Below are 20551 nucleotides of genomic sequence, written 5' to 3'. Positions count from 1 at the left end.
ATCCGCTGGTGAAAAATCTGCGCATTCGTATCTGGGAGTGCCCCGGGGGGTTCGCTTAGATAAAGATACCACACCAATCCCACGCTGACTTTTGCTCAACCGATACAGCCGGAGGGCTGGATAACAAGAAAAGGCGGTATGCGCCCCGTGGAGGGGTAGCGTACCGCCTTTTCTTGTGGGGGTTTCCAAATGGGGGCAAAGCCCCCATTTGGCACACGACTTTGCGAAGCAAAGTGTAGTGTGTTATACCTGCTGGCGTGGCTGACGGGGGAAACGGGGTGCGGTGCTTTTTGCGCCCCGTTTGCTCCGGTAGGAAAACAGGCTGACTTTTTGTGAATGGGAATGAACAAAAAATCGGGCTGGTTTCAGAGAACGGCGGCAGGTATATGAAAGCCCCCGTCCCTCGTCCTACGCTCCGACTTGTGGACAAAGTGTCCCGAAGTAGTGGCCACACTCCCGGAAAATAGCAGGACAGTGGGCAACCGTCAAGACTGAAATGAACGGGTTTGCACCCAGTCTTGACCGCCGCCCGCCGCCCCGTTGAATGGGTGGACAAGGCGGCCAATCCCTCAAAGTGCTTGGCCGCTCTCTTTCTGATTTTGGAGCGTTTCTTTTCTAAAAATTGAAATGGGCGTGAAGCCATTTTAGGGCTTTCCCGCCTTGATTACCCTTTAGCAAAGACGGGCGTGACTGGCTCGGCTGTCTTTGCTACTTGCTTGTATCAAGTATTAGCTTTTGGTTGAAGCAAGATTTTTGGCTAAATCAAAAGGAGTACAGAATGATTTTTGAGCATTCACTCTATTTCCAGCACCCCATTTTGCTAATCCAAAGTTTACATTTGCATGTTTAGCGCACTGCATGTCGTAGATACTATCGCCAATGTACAGTAACTCATTTGCTTGACATTTTGTCCATTCCATGTATTTCAAAAGCGGGTCTGGTTCTGGTTTGTGTTGTAGCGTATCATCAGCACAGACCACGGTTTCAAAGTAAGATGATATATCAAATTTCTGAAAATCGCTTCTAAATTCTTCATGGGTTTTAGAGGTAACAATTCCTATGCCTAATTTTAATTCCGAAATAGTCTCAAGCAATTCTTTTATCCCGTGAAATACAGTAATCGTGTCCCTGTATTTTTCCATGTTCTTGTCCCACATAAATAGTGCTGACGCTATATCACTCACTCCTAAACGCTGCAAAGCATTTTCGCCGGTAATTCCTAAAGCAAATGTTAATTCTTTATCGGAGATTATCTTTCCGTTTATTGCTCTTATAGTATCTTGCAAAGAATGAATGACGGCATATTCTGTATCAATCAGAGTTCCGTCTACATCAAAAACAATCTGCTTATAACCCATAGGACTGTTCCTCCTTTTCCCTCGGTCTAATCAAAAAGAGTTGACCAGTTTTTGGTTCGATATGCTTCAAAACACATTTTTACTTGCTCTTCATTATTCTTTTCCGTGGCCAGTTCCGGCAGTTCATTTTCTGAAAAATATGCAAAGCCCGTAGTTTCTATATTTTCTTTGAAGGCACCTCCGATAATGGTGCAAAGTACAAATATTTTACATACGCCATAAGCATATACTGGCAAGTTATGTTTAGAGCGGTCTTGAATTGCAATCACTTTATCAGCAGTTACATCTAAGCCTGCTTCTTCTTTGACCTCCTTAATAGTATTTTCTTTGACAGACACATTTACATCAACCCAACCTCCGGGAAGTGACCATTTTCCGCTATTCTCTTTAACAAGAAGAATTTTTCCATTTTGAAAAATAGCGGCTCTGGTATCAAGTTTTGGTGTCTGGTATCCTGTTTCATTACAGAAAAGGTCTTTCACTTTTTGAACAGGTATATCTGTCTTATATGCCATTATCTCAGCAGAAATTTCCCGTATCCTTTCATAGCGTTCTCTATCAAAAATATCTTTTCCATAGGTCAATCCTGCTTGTGCAAGACTCTGTAATTCTATTGCCCATTCCAGCCATTGTTCTTTCATGGTTATCCTCCCTTGCTACTGTGATTTTCTCTGATAAAATATCAGTCATTTTTTGGGTTCATCACTTTCTTTAACAACTTTTGGAACAAGTCGGCAGTTTCTTCATCCATCGGTGCAAGCTGTCCGATCTGTCCGGCTATCATCGCCGTTACATCGTCAATGGAAAGCGGGTTTTTCTTCTGTTCCGCCAGTGCGTCCCGCATGGCTTGGAACATAGCGGCGGTCACAGCTTCTCCCGGCTGTTCCCCGTTGTCAATATCTTTCTTAATATCCCGCAGGATAGCCAGGAACACATTTTTGATTTTTTCAATCTCTGCTTCATGTTCCCCCATCTTTTGGGTGTTTAAAAGCTGTAAATCCTGCTTTGCTTCCGCCCGGTGTTCCGGGTGTTCTTTCATCAGATCGGACAGGGAAGCCGTTGCTATCTCGATAAGCTGGTTTCTTGCTGTTATGCCCTTTGCCGCCGTGTCCTGAAAATAAATCCGTATCAAATCTATCAGCTTGGGAAAATTCCTGTGTTCCAACAGGCGGTTGAGGATTTGCACATCAACAGCACCCGTCACAAGCCCCCTCACGGCTCCCTCGGACAAGCCTAATTCAGAAATATCGTAGCTTTTACGGACGCTCACGGTAGACAAGCCCAGTATGTAGTCTGTCGATACCTTAAATTCCTTTGCCACACCTATGAGAATATCACTGCTTACCGTTCTTGTTTCGCCGCTGACAATGCGGCTCAACTGGGAAGCGGAAACGCCTATCTTCTCCGCAAGTTCCTTTTGTGTGATGTGGTTCCCATTGCATAAATCGGAAATCCGTTGTCCGGGTGTTCCGGGTAAAGCCATAAACACGCACCTCCTCCGCATACTTCCATTATACAGAATGATTGCAAAAATGCAATTTCCAAAGTGTAAACTTCATCAAAATGCAATTCTCGCAAAATTCCGGGAATTGCATTTTTTTCGTGTAGACTTAGGGTAGTTCATCGATGGACAGCACCTTGAAAACAGAATGACCGTCCGAAAAGGAATACCCCGGCTGGGGAAGCACCGCAAGGAGCCGGACTTCGGGACAAAATGTCCCGAAGTTGCGGGGAGCGTGCCAACGCCGGAACACGCCGCTATTGTCGGGGCCCCCGCAAAGCCGCATGGCTTTGTGGGGAGAGGAGGAGCAGCGGAGCGAGTGAGTTTTGCCGCTTGCGGCGAAACGAGCGATACGCAGCTTGCGACGACGAGGCAGGAAACCTTTTCGGGGAGAACGGCAACGGAAAGAAAAATGGAGGGAACGCATGAGAGATAACCCCTATAAAGACTTGCCGCCGCTGGAACGCAGGCCGAACGGTTCCCTTTACCGCATGACACCGGCGCAGAGGAAACAGGCGGCCAGCCTGATACGCCGAGAGTGCTGTAACTGTGAGGGCGGCAACTGCATTGCCCTTGACGATGGGGACACCTGCATCTGCCCGCAGACGATTTCTTTCTCGGTCTGCTGTAAGTGGTTCCGCTGGGCAGTCTTGCCGCTGGACGGGACGCTGGAAGCGGAACTTTTCCGGGATAAGGACTTGAAACGCTGTGCGGTCTGCGGCGGCGTGTTCGTCCCCAAATCCAACCGGGCAAAATACTGCCCCGGCTGTGCCGCCAGAGTTCACAGGCGGCAGAAAACAGAAAGTGAACGGAAAAGGAGGTCAGCTGTGGACAGTTAGGAGCGAAAAAAGCCTTGATTTATAAGGCTTTGCAAGCCCCAAACCGGGGCAGGTGGTATAAAGTATCGCCCGCCCCGGAAAACGGGCTTCTAACCGTCCACAAAACACGATATGACACACACGATTTACATTCACCAGCCGGAACAGGTGTTCAGCTTCACCCGGCTCCCGAATTTCCTCTTTGAAGCCCCTACCTTCAAGCCCCTGTCCAACGAGGCAAAGGTTCTGTACGCCTTTATCCTGCGCCGGACAGAGTTATCCCGCAAAAATGGGTGGGCGGATGACTGCGGACGGATTTTCCTGTATTACCCTATCTGTGAAGTGGTTGACCTGCTTCACTGTGGGCGGCAGAAAGCGGTGAACACCCTGCGGGAACTGCAATACGCCGGGCTGGTGGAGATCCAGAAGCAGGGCTGTGGAAAACCCAACCGCATTTTCCCAAAATCCCATGAAGCGGTTCCAAACACCGACTTCAAGAAATCCGGTTCTGGTACGCCGGAGGACTGAAAACCGTACCCATGAAGTACGGAAACCGCCCTCTTGAAGTACGAAAACCGAACGGTATATAGAAATACAAAGATTAAAATGATTGATTTATATTCTATCCATTCCAATCCTATCCGAGCTATTTTCTGTGGGATTTTCCCTGTGGAAAACCCCGGATAGGAAAGGAATGGGGAAAGGAGTAGAATGGCGCAACACGCAATCTTGCGGTTTGAGAAGCACAAGGGCAACCCGGCAAGGCCGCTGGAAGCCCATCACAAACGGCAGAAAGAACAATACGCCAGCAACCCCGACATTGACACCAGCCGGAGCAAGTACAACTTCCATATCGTCAAGCCGGAGGGACGCTATTACCGCTTCATTCAGAGCCGGATTGAACAGGCCGGGTGCCGAACCCGCAAGGACAGCACCCGGTTTGTCGATACGCTGATAACCGCCAGCCCGGAGTTTTTCAAGGGGAAATCCACAAAGGAGATACAGGCGTTCTTCCAAAGGGCGGCGGCTTTCCTCATTGGCCGGGTAGGACGGGAAAATATCGTGTCGGCGGTGGTACACATGGACGAGAAAACGCCCCACCTGCATTTGACCTTTGTTCCGCTGACAAAGGACAATCGCCTGTGCGCTAAGGAGATTATCGGCAACCGGGCAAACCTGACGAAGTGGCAGGACGATTTTCACGCCTATATGGTGGAGAAATATCCCGACTTGGAGCGTGGGGAGAGCGCCAGCAAGACAGGCCGGAAGCATATCCCCACCCGGCTTTTCAAACAGGCGGTTTCCCTCTCCCGGCAGGCCAGAGCCATTGAAGCCACCCTTGACGGCATCAACCCGCTGAACGCCGGGAAGAAAAAAGAGGAAGCCCTTTCCATGCTGAAAAAGTGGTTCCCGCAGATGGAGAATTTCTCCGGGCAACTGAAAAAGTACAAGGTCACAATCAATGACCTGTTGGCGGAAAATGAGAAGCTGGAAGCAAGGGCGAAGGCCAGTGAAAAAGGCAAGATAAAAGATACGATGGAACGGGCAAAGCTGAAAAGCGAATTGGACGATTTACAGCGGCTGGTTGACCGTATTCCGCCGGATATACTGGCGGAACTGAAACGGCAGCAGCGAACAAGAGAGAGGTAAACGCTATGAACAGAAATTCAAGCTGCATGATGAAAAATAATCATACGGAGGACACTGGATGGTAAAAAGCGAAAGCGACATTATTGATACAATACACACCGGGCAGGTCATTACTGACGAGAACGGCACACAGTATTTTGTATGTGGGAAAAACCGTATCAAAATCTCCGAACATTTCGCCGCTGGCGGTCGTCCGATTGGAGATCTGATCGTTGATGTAGTCCGGCACACGGCGGCAAAGGCCGCTTCTTCGTGACCCATCGTTGATACACGCCCACGCTTATGATATAATTGCCATAGAGCAAAAGTATTGTAAGCGTGGGTTGTTTCTTTAGAAGGAGGATTTTTACGGTGAAACAACCTTACAATACTACCATTCACAACACGGCTCTTTATATGCGGTTGAGCCGTGACGATGAAAGCTATGGCGACAGCGTAAGCATTGAAACGCAGCGGACAATCCTGCAACAGTACGCAAGGGAGCAGGGGCTTCATGTGGTCGGGGAATATGTGGACGATGGATGGAGTGGGACAAACTTCGAGCGTCCGAGTTTCCAGCGCATGATGGATGATGTGGAAGCCGGAAAAGTAAACTGCATTGTCACCAAAGACCTGTCCCGTTTCGGGCGGGAGCATGTGATGATGGACTACTATCTGGAATTTCTGTTCCCGGAAAAACGGGTGCGGTACATCGCCGTTGCGGAGAACGAGGACACAGAAAAGGGACTGTCCGATTTTGTGCCATTCAAAAACCTGTTCAACGAATGGTTCGCAAAGGACACCAGCCGTAAGGTAAAGACTGCTTTCAAGGCAAAGTTTGCCGCCGGACAGCGTATCAGCGCCTATGCTCCCCTCGGGTACAAGAAGCACCCGGAAATCAAGAACAAGCTGATAATCGACGAGGAAACCCGCTGGATCGTGGAGAAGATTTTTGACCTTGCTATTCACGGCAAAGGGGCGGCCAGCATTACAAGGATATTGATTGCGGAAAAAGTACCGACGCCGGGATTTATCAATTTCCAGCGTGACGGGACTTTCGCCAATATCTACGCTGGCGCACCAGAGGAAAAAGGCTACGCATGGACGATAGCGCAGGTCAAAAGCATTCTGAAAGATGAAACCTACATCGGCCATACCATCCACTACCGGGAGACCAATATTTCCTTTAAGAACAAGCGGAGGATACGCAAGCCCCAAAGTGAATGGGTGCGGGTGGAGAACACGCAGGAGCCGATTATCAGCGAACAGGTTTTCCGGCAGGTACAGGAACAGATTGCAAGCCGCCGGAGGGAGCGCAAGAATGGCACGACACAGATTTTTGCGGGACTGATAAAGTGTGCGGACTGCGGCTGGTCGCTGGCCTACGGGGAGAACAGGCAGAACAGCAAGCCCTATGGCTACTACCATTGCAGCAAGAACGGGCAAGGCACACGCCAATGCTCCATGCACTACATCCGCTATGATGTGCTTTACGCCTATGTTCTCTCCCGTCTGCAATACTGGTCGGGGCTGGTACAGCACGATGAAGAACAGCTTTTGAAGCGGCTGCTGAACGCCAATGACAAAGGACAGGCCGCCGCAAGGAAGAAGCAGGCCGCTGAACTGGAAAAAGCGGAGAAGCGGAAAGCCGAGGTCGATACCCTGTTTGCCCGGATGTATGAGGACTGGGCGGCGGGGCGTATCACGGAATACAACTTCAATATGCTGTCCGGGAAGTACCAAAGCGAACAGGCGGAACTGGAAGAAAAGATTGAACAGCTTCAATCCGCTATTGCCGCTGAAAGCCAGAGCACCGCAGACGCAGAAAAATGGATTGCCTTGATGAAAGAGTGCGTCAATCCCACGGAACTCACCGCCGAACTCTTGAACACGCTGATTGAGAAAATCCTTGTCCATGAAGCGGTCAAGAACGAGGACGGAAGCCGGGAACAGGAGGTAGAAATCTTCTACCGCTTTATCGGCAAAATTGATTGAATGACACCAATATCTTTAACTATGTGATACCGGTGTCACGCAGTTCATGACCGGGATACGAATGCAGGCATCAATATTTTGAAAAAAGCACTGCAGATGCAGTCTGCATAAAGATGAAAAGCTGTACCGTAGGGCATACGGGAACAGGATAAACATAGCTTGTGGACACTGTGTAAGACATTGCAGTACCGTAAGGTATTCGTCAATGCAGTAGTGGAAGAAACAAGAATCCCCCTGCTTTAGCTGTGGGGAGTGTCAAGAAGAATGGATGAAAAGCAATTATAACAAACCTCTTAAATAATGCAGTCCCTTTACAAATGAAGCTAGAAAACTGGTATTGGAGGCCTGGGATAAAACTCATAATGCCAGGGAAATTGCAAAATATTTTTCAGTAAATGAAAGCACCGTATACCGCCTTATAGAAGAGCGTGCACGCACTGGCAGTTATGAGACCAGAACGCAGCTGAGAGGCCGGAAAACAATTCTTACAGAAAAACAGCACCACGATATTCTGGAACTTGTACAAGAACAACCAGATATCACAATGAAGGAATTTGCGAGAAACATCAAAATGGAAGCAGAGTTTCCGAACTCGCAGAGGAATATGCTTTATCGGAAAAGAGCATTCAGCGGATCCTGCGCTGCACAGCAGCAGACGGAAAAAATACGGACTAAATACAAAAACGGAAAGACAGCCATGGAAGAACCCCCGGGCTGTCTTTTGTATTTCTGTTGCTTTTTTTCCGTTTTTCCTTGCATTTCAGAAAGATGCTGTTATAATAAGAGAAAGTGAATAAATATACATCACATGAGGAGAGAAGGAGATTATTATGAAAATGAATTTTGCAAAAAAAGCAACAGCACTTGCAATGTCCGTTTTGTTTGCTGTTTCGATGGCAGGATGCGGAAGTTCTGCATCTACCGCAAAGAAAGTAGAAGTAACATCCGTAGAGGATCTGGCAGATCTGAAGATTGGTGTACAGACCGGAACAACAGGTGATTCTCAGGCGAGCGATGCCGTTAATGCAGATTCCCAGATGCAGCGTTACAACAAAGGCGCCGATGCTATTCAGGCACTGAAAAATGGAAAGATCGACTGTGTGGTCATCGATTCCCTGCCGGCAGAAAAATTCGTTGCAGCAAACGATGATCTGAAAATTGTAGAAGGCATTTTTGATACCGAAGAGTACGCGATGTGCTTCAAAAAAGGAAATGAGTTAAGAGACGAGTTCAACACTGCATTGGCAGAGCTGAAAGAGGACGGAACTCTTGATGAGATCATGAGCAACTACATTGGTGATGAAGTCGGACAGCATCCGTATGAATCCCCGGCAGACGCAGACCACTCCAAGGGAACGCTTACCATGGCAACCAACGCAGAGTTCGAGCCGTGGGAGTACAAAGAGGGAAATGATATCGTTGGTATCGATGCCGACATTTCCAAGGCAATCTGCGACAAGCTTGGTTATGAGCTGAAAATCGAGGATATGTCATTTGAAACCATCCTTGCATCTGTCAACAGTGGAAAAGCAGATTTCGGCGCAGCCGGAATGACCGTTACTCCGGAGCGTGAGGAGAGTGTTGATTTCACCGATACTTACGCAAATGCAACGCAGGTTGTTATTGTAAGAAAGTAATCTAATAAGAGGAAAAAGAGCGGCTGTCCGCCAGGCAAAATGGTGCAGCCGCTCTTTTTGCAGGAAATGAAACCACAAAGGAGAGATGTATTCTATGGAAAATTTACAGCATCAGTTTAACCGCTACTTTGTAGACAACGGTGCTACAGAGTGGTGGCTGACCGGTCTGAAGACGACGCTGCTTGTCACGGTAATTGCACTGTGCATCGGTGTTGTGCTCGGACTTCTCATCGCGCTGATCCGTTCGACACACGAGCAGACCGGTAAATTAAAACTTCTGAACATTGTGGCACGCGTCTATCTGACGATTATCCGCGGAACGCCGTCCATGATTCAGATTCTGTTTTTCTATTCCGTTATTTTTGCAACCGTAAACCTGAACAATATCGTGATCGGCGGAATTGCATTCGGTATTAACTCCGGTGCGTACGTTGCCGAGATCTTCCGTTCCGGAATCATGTCTGTGGATAAAGGACAGACGGAAGCGGGACGAAGCCTTGGTTTAAATTCGGCACAGACCATGCGTCTGATTATCATTCCGCAGGCGTTTAAAAATGTTCTTCCGGCGCTGATCAACGAGATGATCGTGCTGTTGAAAGAGACCGCCATCATCGGCTATATTGGAACCATCGATATTACAAAAGCAGCAACTCTGGTACAGAGCCGTACGTACGATGCGCTGGTTCCGCTTCTCTCCGCAGCGATCTTTTATCTGATTCTTGTTATGATTCTGACCTATTTCATGGGCAAACTGGAAAGGAGACTGCGTAAGAGTGACCACTAACGAAAAAGTATTAATTAAAGTTGAAAATCTGCAGAAGAGCTTCGAGGATAATAAAGTTTTAGACGGAATCAGCACAGAGATCCGTCAGGGAGAAGTTGTCGCCGTTATCGGTCCTTCCGGTTCCGGAAAATCGACGTTTCTGCGCTCCTTAAACCGTCTGGAAATTCCAACCGGCGGAAAAATTTACTTCGAGGGCGTTGACATCACGGCGCCGGAAACTGACATTGACCATGTGCGTCAGAAGATCGGAATGGTATTCCAGCAGTTCAATCTGTTTCCGCACAAAACCGTTAAGGAAAATATCTTGCTCGCTCCGGTGACATTAAAACTAATGACACCGGAAGAAGCAGAGAAAAAAGCGATGGAGCTTCTGACCCGTGTCGGACTGCCGGACAAAGCAGATGCCTATCCGGGAAGCCTTTCCGGCGGACAGAAGCAGCGAATCGCCATCGCGCGCGCCCTTGCGATGAATCCGGATGTCATGCTGTTTGACGAACCGACTTCTGCACTCGATCCGGAGATGGTAGGAGAGGTTCTTGAAATTATGAAGGAACTTGCTGAATCAGGCATGACGATGGTTGTCGTAACGCATGAAATGGGTTTTGCAAGAGAAGTGGCAACCCGCGTGGTCTTTATCAACGAGGGAAATATTCAGGAGGAGAATACGCCGCAGGAATTCTTCGCAAATCCGCAGCACCCGCGCCTGAGAGAATTTTTATCGAAAGTATTATAAGGAAAAGAAATGAGAAAAACCGATGTTCTGTGAAAATAACACGCACAGAACATCGGTTTTTTGATGTTATAGAAAGAACTTATTTGGAAATTGGGCGGGTAGCTTCTTTCAGCCACTCTTTTTCGTCCCCTTCCAGATAAGGAGAAATCTTCTCATACACTTCTTTGTGGTAATTATTCAGCAGCTCGACATCTTTCTCCGTCATATACTGCGTATCGATACCGTCGAGGTCGATCGGAACCATGGTAACGAACTCAAAGCGCATGAACTGGCCATACATGTTCTTTTCTGCTTTGCGGCAGAGCATGAGGTTCTCGGTACGGATACCGTGGCTTCCTTCAATATAGATACCTGGTTCGTCGGAGGTCAGCATGCCTTCCTCGAGAACGGCATTTTCCATGCGCTCCGGAACCATTTTCCAGCGGAAACCGTTTGGACGCTCATGGACATTTAAGAGATAGCCGACGCCGTGGCCGGTTCCGTGATTGAAGTCAAGACCTCTCTCCCAGAATGCCTGTCTTGCGAGGTAATCGAGGTTGATGCCGATGCATCCATGGAGAAATTTTGCGTTTCCAAGACGCAGGGTTCCCATCGCGGTGATGGTGAAATGCTCTTTTTCTTCCTCAGTCAGCGGTCCGACAACAATGGTTCTTGTGATATCGGTTGTTCCTTCATAATACTGTCCGCCGGAATCCACGAGGTACATGCCTTTTGGCTGTAGAACGGAGAAATCTTCTTTCGTTGCCTGATAATGGCACATAGCGGCATTCGGGCCGTAAGCGGAGATGGTTCCGAAACTCGGCTCAATGTAGCCTTCCTGCTCTTTTCGGAAGGATTCCAGTTTCTCTGCAACGGAAACTTCGTCCATCGGGATTTTGCCGATGTTTTTCTTTAACCAGTAAACGAAACGGGTTACAGCAACGCCGTCTTTGACGTGGGCTTTGCGGATATTTTCCATCTCAACTGGTGTTTTCAATGCCTTTAAGGAGGAAGCCGGGTTCATCACATTGACAATCGTGTTTTCACCCATGACGCTCTGGCAGATCGTGTAGTTGACTTTGGCTTTCTCCAGAAGAATCGTTTTTCCTGTGATGCCGGCAGCGAAATCATAGACAGCATCGTATGGATGAATCGAAATACCAAGACCGGCAAGATACTGTTTTACTTCATCATTTAAAGTTGCTTCCTGAATAAACAGATGGCCTTCGGTTTCGGTCAGAATGAGGTAGGAGAGGACAACCGGATTGCACGGAATATCGTTTCCGCGGATGTTCAGCATCCAGGCGATATCGTCAAGTGCGGTCAGGATATGCACCTCGGCACCGTTCTCTTTCATCTTTTCGCGGACTTTTGCAAGACGGTCAGCAGCGGACTCGCCGGTATATTTGGAATCAAGAAGCCATACCGGTTCTGCAGAAAGTGCTGGGCGGTCGGACCAGATTTCACCGATCAGGTCACTTCGATAGGAGAGAAAACGCTCCGGAAGTGTCTTTTCCAGTGTCTCACCGAGCATCTCATTGACAACGCGGCCGTCGAAGCCGATGGTCATGCCTTCTTTTGTATTTGCCTGCAGGTATTCCTCTACGGTCGGAACACCTTCCTGGCCCATTTTCATTAAGGTAACGCCGGTTCCGGCAAGTTCTTTGGCTGCCTGTACGAAGTAGCGGCCATCGGTCCAGAGGCACGCTTCGTCCTGCGTAATTACAGCAGTTCCGGCAGAACCGGTAAAACCGGTAATATACGTTCTTGCTTTAAAGTAAGTTCCTACATATTCGGATTCATGATAATCGGCGGTCGGAACCAGATAAGCGTCCACGCCGTATGCTCTCATTTTTTCACGGAGAGCAGCTAATCTTTCTGGTATCATAGTTTTTTCCTCATCTTTCTTTTCGAAAAATAATGTCGGCATTTTTAAATGGGATGCCAACATTTTTATTCTATCACATTTTCCAAATCTGTCAAAGTGATGATTGAGAATTTGTCTCACTGTTTTCCTGTTTTTGCGAAAATTTTTGTGCATTTGGAGATTTTTCCTATTTTTCAAGAGCTTTTTTGTACCATTTTCTGCACAAAAGAAGTAAGATAGGAAGAAAGAAAAAGCGTGGTGAAACTACGCGAAGAAGCAGAAACTATGTAAGAAAGGGGGACATACTGTAATGCATACAATATGTCTGAAAGACAACTGGACCTTAACGGTCCTTGGAAAAAATGTTTACGATATTCCGGAGGCTCCAATTGAGACAAAGGTTCCGTCTACCGTTTACGGCACACTTCTGGAAAAAGGTCTGATCCCGGATCCGTTTTATCGTGACAATGAACTCGACGCACTGAAACTGATGGAGAACGATTTCGCATACGAGACAGAAATCGTGATCGGAGAGGAAGACAGAAAAGCGGATCGCCTGTTTTTACATTTCGACGGAATTGATACGATCGCGGATGTTTATCTGAACGGAGAGAAAATCGGCTCCGCAGACAACATGAACCGTGTCTGGGAGTACGATATTACCGATCTTGTTGCAGGTGATGCAGCCGATACCGTATATCAGGTAAAAGTGATTCTGCATTCTCCGACCAAATTCATTGCGGAAGAAGATACAAAATGCCCGGTTGGCGGATCCTCCGATGCAATGCCGGGATTCCCGCATATCCGTAAAGCAGCGTGCATGTACGGCTGGGACTGGGGCCCGCGTCTTCCAGATGCAGGACTGTTCCGTGAGGCTTCCGTTCTTGCTGTAAAAACAGCCCGTCTGGCACAGGTATTTGTAGGCCAGGAGCATCACGTAACCGGAAAAACGGTTCACGGAAATGTTGTTGATTCCGTGCGCCTGACGGCAGATGCCGAGATCGAGTGGATGCCGGGAGTTACCGACGGAAACGTAAAAATTGTCATGACGGTTACTTCTCCGGATGGAAAAACCGTTCTGACCGCAGAAAGCGGCAGCATCGATCCGCTGACCCATTCAGCACCATCAAAAAATCTGACCGGTCTTACATGTGAGCTTCGCAGCAACCGTGTACAGGCTTCTCTTACCGTAGAAAATCCGGAGCTGTGGTGGCCGAACGGTTACGGCGCACAGGCACTGTATCAGGTAAAGGTAGCGCTTGTTGCAGAGGATACCCTGGATACCTGGGAGAAGAAAATGGGTCTTCGCACCATCACGGTCAATACCGATCCGATGGAAGATGAAGTTTATGATGAACACATGACCGGACAGGCACCAGATTACGACGACGGCGACAACATGGTTATGACAAACGGTGAGAAGAAAGTAATTATCACCGATAAAGCAGCAAAGACGGTAAAAGGCCGCAACTTTGCATATGAAATCAACGGACTGCAGATTTTCGCGATGGGCGCGGATTACATTCCGGAGGATAATATTTTAACCCGCCAGACGAGAGAACGTACCGATCTGCTGTTAAAATCTGCACAGGAAGCAAACTTCAATTCCCTGCGTATATGGGGCGGCGGATACTTCCTCGATGACTTCTTCTATGATGTCTGCGATGAGAGAGGACTTCTGATCTGGCATGACTTCATGTTTGCCTGCGCTTCCTATGAGCTGTCAGATCATTTTGAGGAGAATATCTCCACAGAAATCCGTCAGAATGTACGCAGACTTCGTTCTCATGCAAGCATTGCTCTGTGGTGCGGAAACAATGAGATGGAGACACAGTATGAAATGCTGGCATGGCCGAAATCCAAGAAACAGTATTACGATTATATCCATCTGTATGAGTACATCATTCCGAAAATCGTCAAAGAAGAGGATCCGGAGAAATTCTACTGGCCGTCATCCCCGTCTTCAGGCGGAAATTACGAAAACAGCAATGCGGAAAATGTCGGCGATACCCATTACTGGGGCGTATGGCACGGAAGCGAGCCGTTTACCGCTTATCGTTCCCACCATTACCGTTTCCTGTCCGAGTTCGGATTCCAGTCCTTCCCGTCCCTGCAGACTGTAAAACGGTTTACGGAAGACGGCGACCGCAACATCTTCTCACGCGTTATGGAAATGCACCAGAGAAATACGGCTGCCAACGGAAAGATCCTGAACTATATCTCACAGACCTATCTGTATCCGAAGAATTTCGATGAGCTTCTTTACTGCTCACAGCTTCTTCAGGCAGATGCCATCCGTTACGGCGTAGAGCATTTCCGCCGCTTCCGTGGTACCTGCATGGGTGCTGTTGTATGGCAGCTGAACGATATCTGGCCGGTAGCATCCTGGGCAAGCGTCGATTACTACGGAAACTGGAAAGCCCTGCAGTACGCAGAGAAGAAGATGTTCGCACCGGTTCTGCTTTCCTGTGAGGAGCATGGAGAGATCGATCAGAAACCGTTTGTCAACACCCTGCCGCATCCAATCGATGTCAGTGCAGACCTTCACGTTGCGAATGAGACGGGTGAGCCGATTGTTGGAACCGTAAAATGGTCTCTGCGCCGTCCGGATTCTTCCGTAGTCAAAGAGGGAACCTTCGAGGTCAACGCACCGGCCTACGGCGGACAGTGGATGCCGCATCTTGATTTCAACGGTCAGGATCCGCTGGAAGTTCATCTGACGTATGAGCTGGTTGTCGATGGAAACGTCGTATCTTCCGGATCGACGCTGTTCTGTGCACCGAAGCATTACCATTTCGCAGATCCGAAACTTTCTGTATCGGTAGACGGCGATACCGTAACTGTAACGGCAGAGAACTTCGCAAAATCTGTCAGCGTAGAGACCGAAAACGGTGTGCTTCGCCTGGACGATAACTTCGTTGATATGGAAGCAGGAACAAAGACCTTCCGTATTCTGCCGACCGCAGACTTTACCGCCAAGGGAACCGGCGTATCGGGCGCATACCGCGTACGAAGCGTATACGAGACAGCAGAACGATAAGGCATGGAAAAAGGGCACGCAAAATGAATGCGTGCCCTTTTCTGCAAAATAACGTTATTTATTTTTTTCTGCCTGGATTTTTCTGGCCTGTTTCGGTGTGATTCCTTTTATTTTTTTATAACACCGGATGAAATAGCTGCAGTCCGGATAGCCGACTTCTCTGGCAATAAAAGAAACATCGTGACTGGAAAAAAGCAGCATGTTTTCTGCCGCATTGATTCGGGTTGCCGTAATATATTCTTTGCAGGTCATATTGTAGCGGCGGTAAAAATTCATGGAAAATGTGGAGTGCGACATGTTGCACATGGCGGCAAGTTTCTCTACGGTCAGTTCTTCAAAATAATGGGAATCAATGTATTCGGAAATCAGGTCAAAACTGATTTCGTAGGAAGGATGCACGCCGGGAGACGGAAAAGAAGTCCCGCTTTTTTGCCAGTTCCGTACAAAACGGCTGATGATTTTCCGAAGATCCGCTGTAAGAATCATGGAATAGCCAAGCTCTTTATCCCGGTATTCCTTAAGAATATCCGAAAAAAGAGGAAAAAGGTCCATTTTCCGTACCTGCTCCGGAGAAAAAATACAGGGGCAGCGGAACGTGTGGAGGCCGTGCAGAATCGAACGCAGATCCAGCTCATCCGTCTTGCAGGTGGGCAGAAGATTGGGGTCAAATTTAATCACATCATACTGCACCGGAACAGACCCTTTTGCAAGCGCGATGGAATGAACGCATTTGGGCGGAAAAAGGATCACGGATCCTTCTGTTCCGATGGATGTCACATTATCAAGGGAAACCTCAATTTCTCCTTTCAGAACGTAGAGAAGTTCTACATAATAGTGCCAGTGAGCAGGAATCGGAAGGGAGTCCCGCGTGCTGTCAAAAAGAAAAGCCTCATAAGGAGAGGCGATGGGGTCGATATATTCATATAAGTTATTCATAGATGTCTCACTTTTCGTTCGTAGTGGATGTTCCATACTGACTGTGGATGGAAACAAACTTCTTTTAGTATATAGTGATTTTATATGATTTGCAAGAAGGAATGAAGAAAGGAAAGGTTACAAGATTAACATCATGCAAAAAACAACAAATGATATGACGCAGGGCAACAGCATGAAGCTGATTTTTCAGTTTTTCCTGCCGATTCTGATCGGAAATCTTTTTCAGCAGCTTTACAGCTTTGTGGATTCCATGGTCGTTGGAAAGGGGATCGGAGATGTGGCTCTGGCAGCGGTTGGAAATACCAGTTCGGTACATTTTTTGATTCTCGGCTTTGCCATGGGGCTTACCGGAGGACTTGGGATCTGTATTTCCCACTCCTTTGGAGCGAATGATATCGAAAAACTGCGGAAAGAAATTGCGATGTCGGTTTATATCTGTCTTGCCATTGGAATTGTAATTACGGTGGGCAGTCTGTTTTGGATGCGCCGTCTGTTTGTCTTTCTCCAGACACCGGAGGATATGATGACAGACACTCTGGTTTATTTTGGAACCATTCTGGCGGGCAGTACCGTTACCATTTTTAATAACTTTGCCATGACGCTGCTCCGGTCCGTCGGAAACAGTAAAGTGCCGCTGGCTTCTATGATCGTTTCGTCGGTGGTCAATATTGTGCTGGATCTTCTATTTGTATTTCCGTTTGGCATGGGCGTGTTTGGAGCGGCGCTTGCAACGGTTCTGGCGCAGGTGGTTTCTGCCCTTTACTGTCTGGTATATATCCGGCGCGCCGCAGAACTGCTTCCGCGGAAAACAGACTGGAGGGCAGATGGTGTACTTCTTGGCGCACTCGTTGGAAAAGGCCTGCCGGTAGCTGTGATGAATTCTGTAACTGCGGTGGGCGGTATGGTCCTTCAGGTTTTTGTCAATCAGATGGGAACGGCTTATGTCGCAGCTTATGCTGCATGTATGAAGGTGTGCGGTCTGTTCGAGCAGCCGGGTATAACACTTGGACTTGCACTTCTGACTTTTACAGGACAAAATTATGGAGCCGGAAAATACGACCGGATCAAACAGGGAGTCAGGGCAGGTGTCGTGCTTTCTGTCCTTGTCAATCTTCCTTTTGCAGCACTGGAAATTTTCTGCCCGAAGTTTCTGGCATCCCTGATGCTGAATGATGCGACAGTCATTTCCTATACCTGTATCTTTCTGCCGGTTACCGGAGTTGCCCTGTTCGCCCTTGGCTGGCTGTTTGTCTTCCGAAACGCCTGCCAGGGAATGGGAAAAACAGTTCTGCCGATGGTGTCCGGGATTGTGGAGGTTGCCATGCGCGTCATGGTTGTGCTGCTTTTAGCACCGCGCCTTGCGTTCCGCGGAGTGGCATTCGCAGAAATTTCCGCATGGGTCGGAGCTGGAGTTATGCTTATGATTACCTACTTTTTTTATCAGAGGCGGCTCTCCGGGAAAACTCCAGATGTGAGAGGATAAAAGGAGAAGTTATATATAAAAACCCTGCCTGCACAGCTTTGTAACATAGTCTTTTCAAAGACTGAAAAACTGTGCGGGCAGGGTCTTTTGGTTAAACAAGCGTTCCCATATAGTAGAAGCCGCGGCATTCGTCCAGGGAAACGTTCTGCAGCGTTCCGATCATCGAAGCATCTCCCGGGAAATGAACCAGCGTATTGTTGCTCATACGGCCGGTGACAAGAGAAGCGTCCTGCTCATTGATACTTTCCACCAGAACTTCCTGTACGGTATGAAGATGTCTTGCGGTTACCTCGCGGGAAATTTCCTGGACCTCGGCAAGAAGACGGTCAAAACGGTCTTTTACAACATCCGCCGGGATCTGGTCTTCCATGGCAGCTGCCGGTGTTCCGGTTCTTCTGGAATACTGGAAGGTAAACGCGCTGTCGTAACGAACGCGGCGGACCACATCCAGTGTTTCCAGAAAATCTTCTTCGGTCTCACCAGGGAAACCAACGATAATATCTGTTGTCAGAGAAATATCCGGCACTTTTGCGCGGATTCGGTCTACCAGGTCAAGATACTGCTCTTTGGTATAACGGCGGTTCATCAGTTTTAAGATACGGCTGCTTCCGGACTGGAGCGGAAGATGAAGATGGAGGCAGACCTTCTCGCAGTCGCGCATTGCATCGATCAGTTCTTCCGAGAGATCCTTCGGATGTGAGGTCATGAAACGGATGCGTTTCAGCCCTTCAATCTGATTTGCCTTGCGCAGAAGCTGTGCAAACGTCATCGGCTCCTCGAGATTCTTTCCGTAGGAATTGACATTCTGACCAAGCAGCATAATTTCAACAACGCCGTCTGCAACGAGGCGTTTGATCTCTGCGATGATTTCCTCCGGCTTCCGGCTGCGTTCGCGGCCGCGCACATACGGTACGATACAGTAGCTGCAGAAGTTATTGCAGCCGAACATAATATTAACACCCGACTTGAACGGATATTTGCGGTCAACCGGGAGATTTTCCACGATTTTATCGGTATCTTTCCAGATATCGATCACCATGCGGTCCTCTGTCATACAGCGGACAAGATACTCGGCAAAGCGGTAGATATTATGCGTTCCGAAAATCAGGTTGACGAAATGGTAGCTTTTTTTGAGTTTTTCGACAACAAGCGGCTCCTGCATCATGCATCCGCAGAGGGAAATAATCATGCCCGGATTTTTCTTTTTGTACTTGCCAAGCTGTCCAAGACGACCGTAGACACGCAGATTTGCGTTTTCACGGACGGTACAGGTGTTGTAAACAACAAAATCGGCATCTTCGGTCTCCACAATGTGGTAGCCGACGGTTTCCAGAATTCCCTCCAGTTTTTCGGAATCACGGGCGTTCATCTGGCAGCCGAAGGTTGTGATGCAGGCAGTCAGATACTCTTTTCCGTTTTGTTTTGCACGCTCCGGTACGAGCTGCTGTTTTAAAAGTGCCATAAAGTAATACTGACGCTGCGGTTCTGTCTCCGGTGCCGGAACAGTAATGTCAACATTTGCAAGATCAATGCCGGAAACCTCGGCATCCGGAACGTTTCTGAGATCTATCTTCATAAATGAAACCCTTTCTTTTTCAATATAAAATGCTAAGTACAGTAATAATGAGACGGTATAAAATGCCGTGAAAAAAGACCCGTACAGCCGGATCTTCTTTTTATTTTAGCGTATCTGATACAAAATAGCAAGAAAAACAAGATTGAAAACAGTAAAAATCAGGATATATTTTTTGCGGCAGGAAGCGTCTGCGGCCGTAATCTGGCGATAGGAGATCAGGCTTGCCATAGATGCAATTAAAGTCCCGAGGCCGCCGAGGTTGGTTCCTACAATCAGTTCCGGGATTTCTTTTGTATATCCGGAAAGCAGCATGGCGGCAGGAACATTGCTGATGATCTGGCTTGTGAGGACGGAAAGAAGCCGTTCGTGTCCGGTAATCATCTGTTCCAGATAAATACGAAGCGCTGCCATTTGTTTCATGTTTCCAATAAAAAGAAAGAAAAACACAAAAGTGAACAAAAGAGAGTAGTCTGCTCTGCGGTAAAGGCTGCGGTTCACCAGGCAGATCCCGGCAATCGTGATCAGAAGCAGAATACTATGCGGGAGAAGTTTGGCAACCGTAAGAATACAGCAGAAAAAAAGAGCTGCAAAAACTGCGATTTGCCGCGGATGAGTAATCGCTTTTTTCTCCAGGGAAACGGAAATTTTCTTTCCGGAGAAAAACAGAAAAATGCAGATCAGAAAAAGAACTGCAGCACCCAGAGTATAAGGCAGCATCATAAGCAGAAACTGCAAAAGGGAAAGTCCGGAAAGCGAATACAGATAAAGATTCTGCGGATTGCCGATAGGAGTAAACATACTGCCAAGGTTTGCAGCCATGGTCATAAAGGTGACAAGAAGTATTTTTTTCTGCTCCATATGGCACATTCGCAGAAGCAGAATGCCAAACGGAACAAAGGTAATCAGAGCGACATCATTGGTAATCAGCATGCTGCAGAAAAAGCACAGGGAAATCAGAAGCAGAGCAACCATCCGTTCTGAGTTTACATGCCGGAGAAGACTGGTGCCAAGCCAGTCAAATACGCCACATTCCCGCAGGCCCGCGACAATCAGCATCAGACAGAACAGCAGGATCAGAGTATGAAAATCCAGATAGCCAAGATACTGTGGACCGGGAGGACAGAAAAAGCAGGAAAGCACTGCAAGAAAAAAAGAGACGGTAAGCACTGCATCTTTTTGAAAAAAGGAAATCAGTTTTTTTATCATAAAAATCAT

Annotated in this window: 17 protein-coding genes; 10 read left to right on the top strand and 7 right to left on the bottom strand. The window is 47.9% G+C overall.

The window, feature by feature from the left end:
- Positions 1-728: 728 nt before the first annotated feature.
- The 3 genes from DWY63_RS12310 to DWY63_RS12300 are packed head-to-tail and all read right to left on the bottom strand — an operon-like array spanning position 729 to position 2841.
- Entirely contained in the window at positions 729-1358 is a 630-nt protein-coding gene (locus DWY63_RS12310; protein ID WP_117802311.1) for an HAD family hydrolase, read from the bottom strand.
- Positions 1359-1384: 26 nt separating this feature from the next.
- Entirely contained in the window at positions 1385-1999 is a 615-nt protein-coding gene (locus tag DWY63_RS12305) for an NUDIX hydrolase N-terminal domain-containing protein (RefSeq protein WP_117802310.1), read from the bottom strand.
- 41 nt (positions 2000-2040) lie between these two features.
- Complete coding sequence (locus DWY63_RS12300) at positions 2041-2841, bottom strand: helix-turn-helix domain-containing protein (protein ID WP_117802309.1); 801 nt, start codon at positions 2839-2841, stop codon at positions 2041-2043.
- Between the two features lie 443 nt (positions 2842-3284).
- Here DWY63_RS12300 and DWY63_RS12295 point away from each other — a divergent pair, with 443 nt between their 5' ends.
- From DWY63_RS12295 to DWY63_RS12250, 8 genes are all read left to right on the top strand, one after another.
- Complete coding sequence (locus DWY63_RS12295; protein ID WP_117802308.1) at positions 3285-3698, top strand: cysteine-rich VLP domain-containing protein; 414 nt, start codon at positions 3285-3287, stop codon at positions 3696-3698.
- Between the two features lie 111 nt (positions 3699-3809).
- The gene (locus tag DWY63_RS12290; RefSeq protein WP_117802307.1) at positions 3810-4205 is read left to right on the top strand and encodes a replication initiator protein A; all 396 of its coding nucleotides are present in this window, start codon (positions 3810-3812) and stop codon (positions 4203-4205) included.
- Positions 4206-4388: 183 nt separating this feature from the next.
- Positions 4389-5327 carry a MobV family relaxase gene (gene mobV, locus DWY63_RS12285; RefSeq protein WP_117802306.1) on the top strand — a complete coding sequence of 313 codons (939 nt, stop codon included), beginning with the start codon at positions 4389-4391 and terminating at the stop codon, positions 5325-5327.
- Between the two features lie 58 nt (positions 5328-5385).
- Positions 5386-5583, top strand: a complete 198-nt coding sequence (locus tag DWY63_RS12280) for a hypothetical protein (RefSeq protein ID WP_009271129.1) — start codon at positions 5386-5388, stop codon at positions 5581-5583.
- A 140-nt stretch (positions 5584-5723) separates the two neighbouring features.
- Positions 5724-7301 carry a recombinase family protein gene (locus tag DWY63_RS12275; RefSeq protein WP_117802315.1) on the top strand — a complete coding sequence of 526 codons (1578 nt, stop codon included), beginning with the start codon at positions 5724-5726 and terminating at the stop codon, positions 7299-7301.
- An 836-nt stretch (positions 7302-8137) separates the two neighbouring features.
- Positions 8138-8938, top strand: coding sequence for a transporter substrate-binding domain-containing protein (locus tag DWY63_RS12260; protein WP_306665737.1), 801 nt, complete (start codon positions 8138-8140; stop codon positions 8936-8938).
- Positions 8939-9032: 94 nt separating this feature from the next.
- Complete coding sequence (locus DWY63_RS12255; RefSeq protein ID WP_055217777.1) at positions 9033-9722, top strand: amino acid ABC transporter permease; 690 nt, start codon at positions 9033-9035, stop codon at positions 9720-9722.
- Complete coding sequence (locus DWY63_RS12250; RefSeq protein ID WP_055217779.1) at positions 9712-10455, top strand: amino acid ABC transporter ATP-binding protein; 744 nt, start codon at positions 9712-9714, stop codon at positions 10453-10455. Before DWY63_RS12255 ends, DWY63_RS12250 begins: the two co-directional genes overlap by 11 nt.
- A gap of 79 nt (positions 10456-10534) precedes the next feature.
- On the opposite strand, the gene DWY63_RS12245 is transcribed toward DWY63_RS12250, so the two are convergent.
- Positions 10535-12322: an aminopeptidase P family protein gene (locus DWY63_RS12245; protein WP_117802314.1), complete on the bottom strand. Its 1788-nt coding sequence runs from the start codon at positions 12320-12322 to the stop codon at positions 10535-10537.
- Between the two features lie 289 nt (positions 12323-12611).
- Between DWY63_RS12245 and DWY63_RS12240 the strand changes: the two genes are divergently transcribed.
- Positions 12612-15341, top strand: coding sequence for a beta-mannosidase (locus DWY63_RS12240; RefSeq protein ID WP_117802305.1), 2730 nt, complete (start codon positions 12612-12614; stop codon positions 15339-15341).
- A 54-nt stretch (positions 15342-15395) separates the two neighbouring features.
- Here DWY63_RS12240 and DWY63_RS12235 read toward each other — a convergent pair whose 3' ends face one another.
- Entirely contained in the window at positions 15396-16277 is an 882-nt protein-coding gene (locus DWY63_RS12235) for an AraC family transcriptional regulator (protein ID WP_158568370.1), read from the bottom strand.
- 133 nt (positions 16278-16410) lie between these two features.
- Here DWY63_RS12235 and DWY63_RS12230 point away from each other — a divergent pair, with 133 nt between their 5' ends.
- Positions 16411-17760 carry an MATE family efflux transporter gene (locus DWY63_RS12230; protein WP_117802303.1) on the top strand — a complete coding sequence of 450 codons (1350 nt, stop codon included), beginning with the start codon at positions 16411-16413 and terminating at the stop codon, positions 17758-17760.
- Between the two features lie 91 nt (positions 17761-17851).
- Here DWY63_RS12230 and miaB read toward each other — a convergent pair whose 3' ends face one another.
- Complete coding sequence (gene miaB / locus DWY63_RS12225) at positions 17852-19336, bottom strand: tRNA (N6-isopentenyl adenosine(37)-C2)-methylthiotransferase MiaB (RefSeq protein ID WP_055266015.1); 1485 nt, start codon at positions 19334-19336, stop codon at positions 17852-17854.
- Positions 19337-19441: 105 nt separating this feature from the next.
- Positions 19442-20542: an SLC13 family permease gene (locus DWY63_RS12220; RefSeq protein WP_117802302.1), complete on the bottom strand. Its 1101-nt coding sequence runs from the start codon at positions 20540-20542 to the stop codon at positions 19442-19444.
- Positions 20543-20551: the final 9 nt, after the last annotated feature.

Source organism: Blautia sp. AF26-2 (assembly GCF_003460955.1).
Lineage (GTDB): Bacteria > Bacillota > Clostridia > Lachnospirales > Lachnospiraceae > Fusicatenibacter > Fusicatenibacter saccharivorans.
Note: the sequence above shows the minus strand (reverse complement) of the source record. Positions and strands in the feature narration are given on the sequence as shown.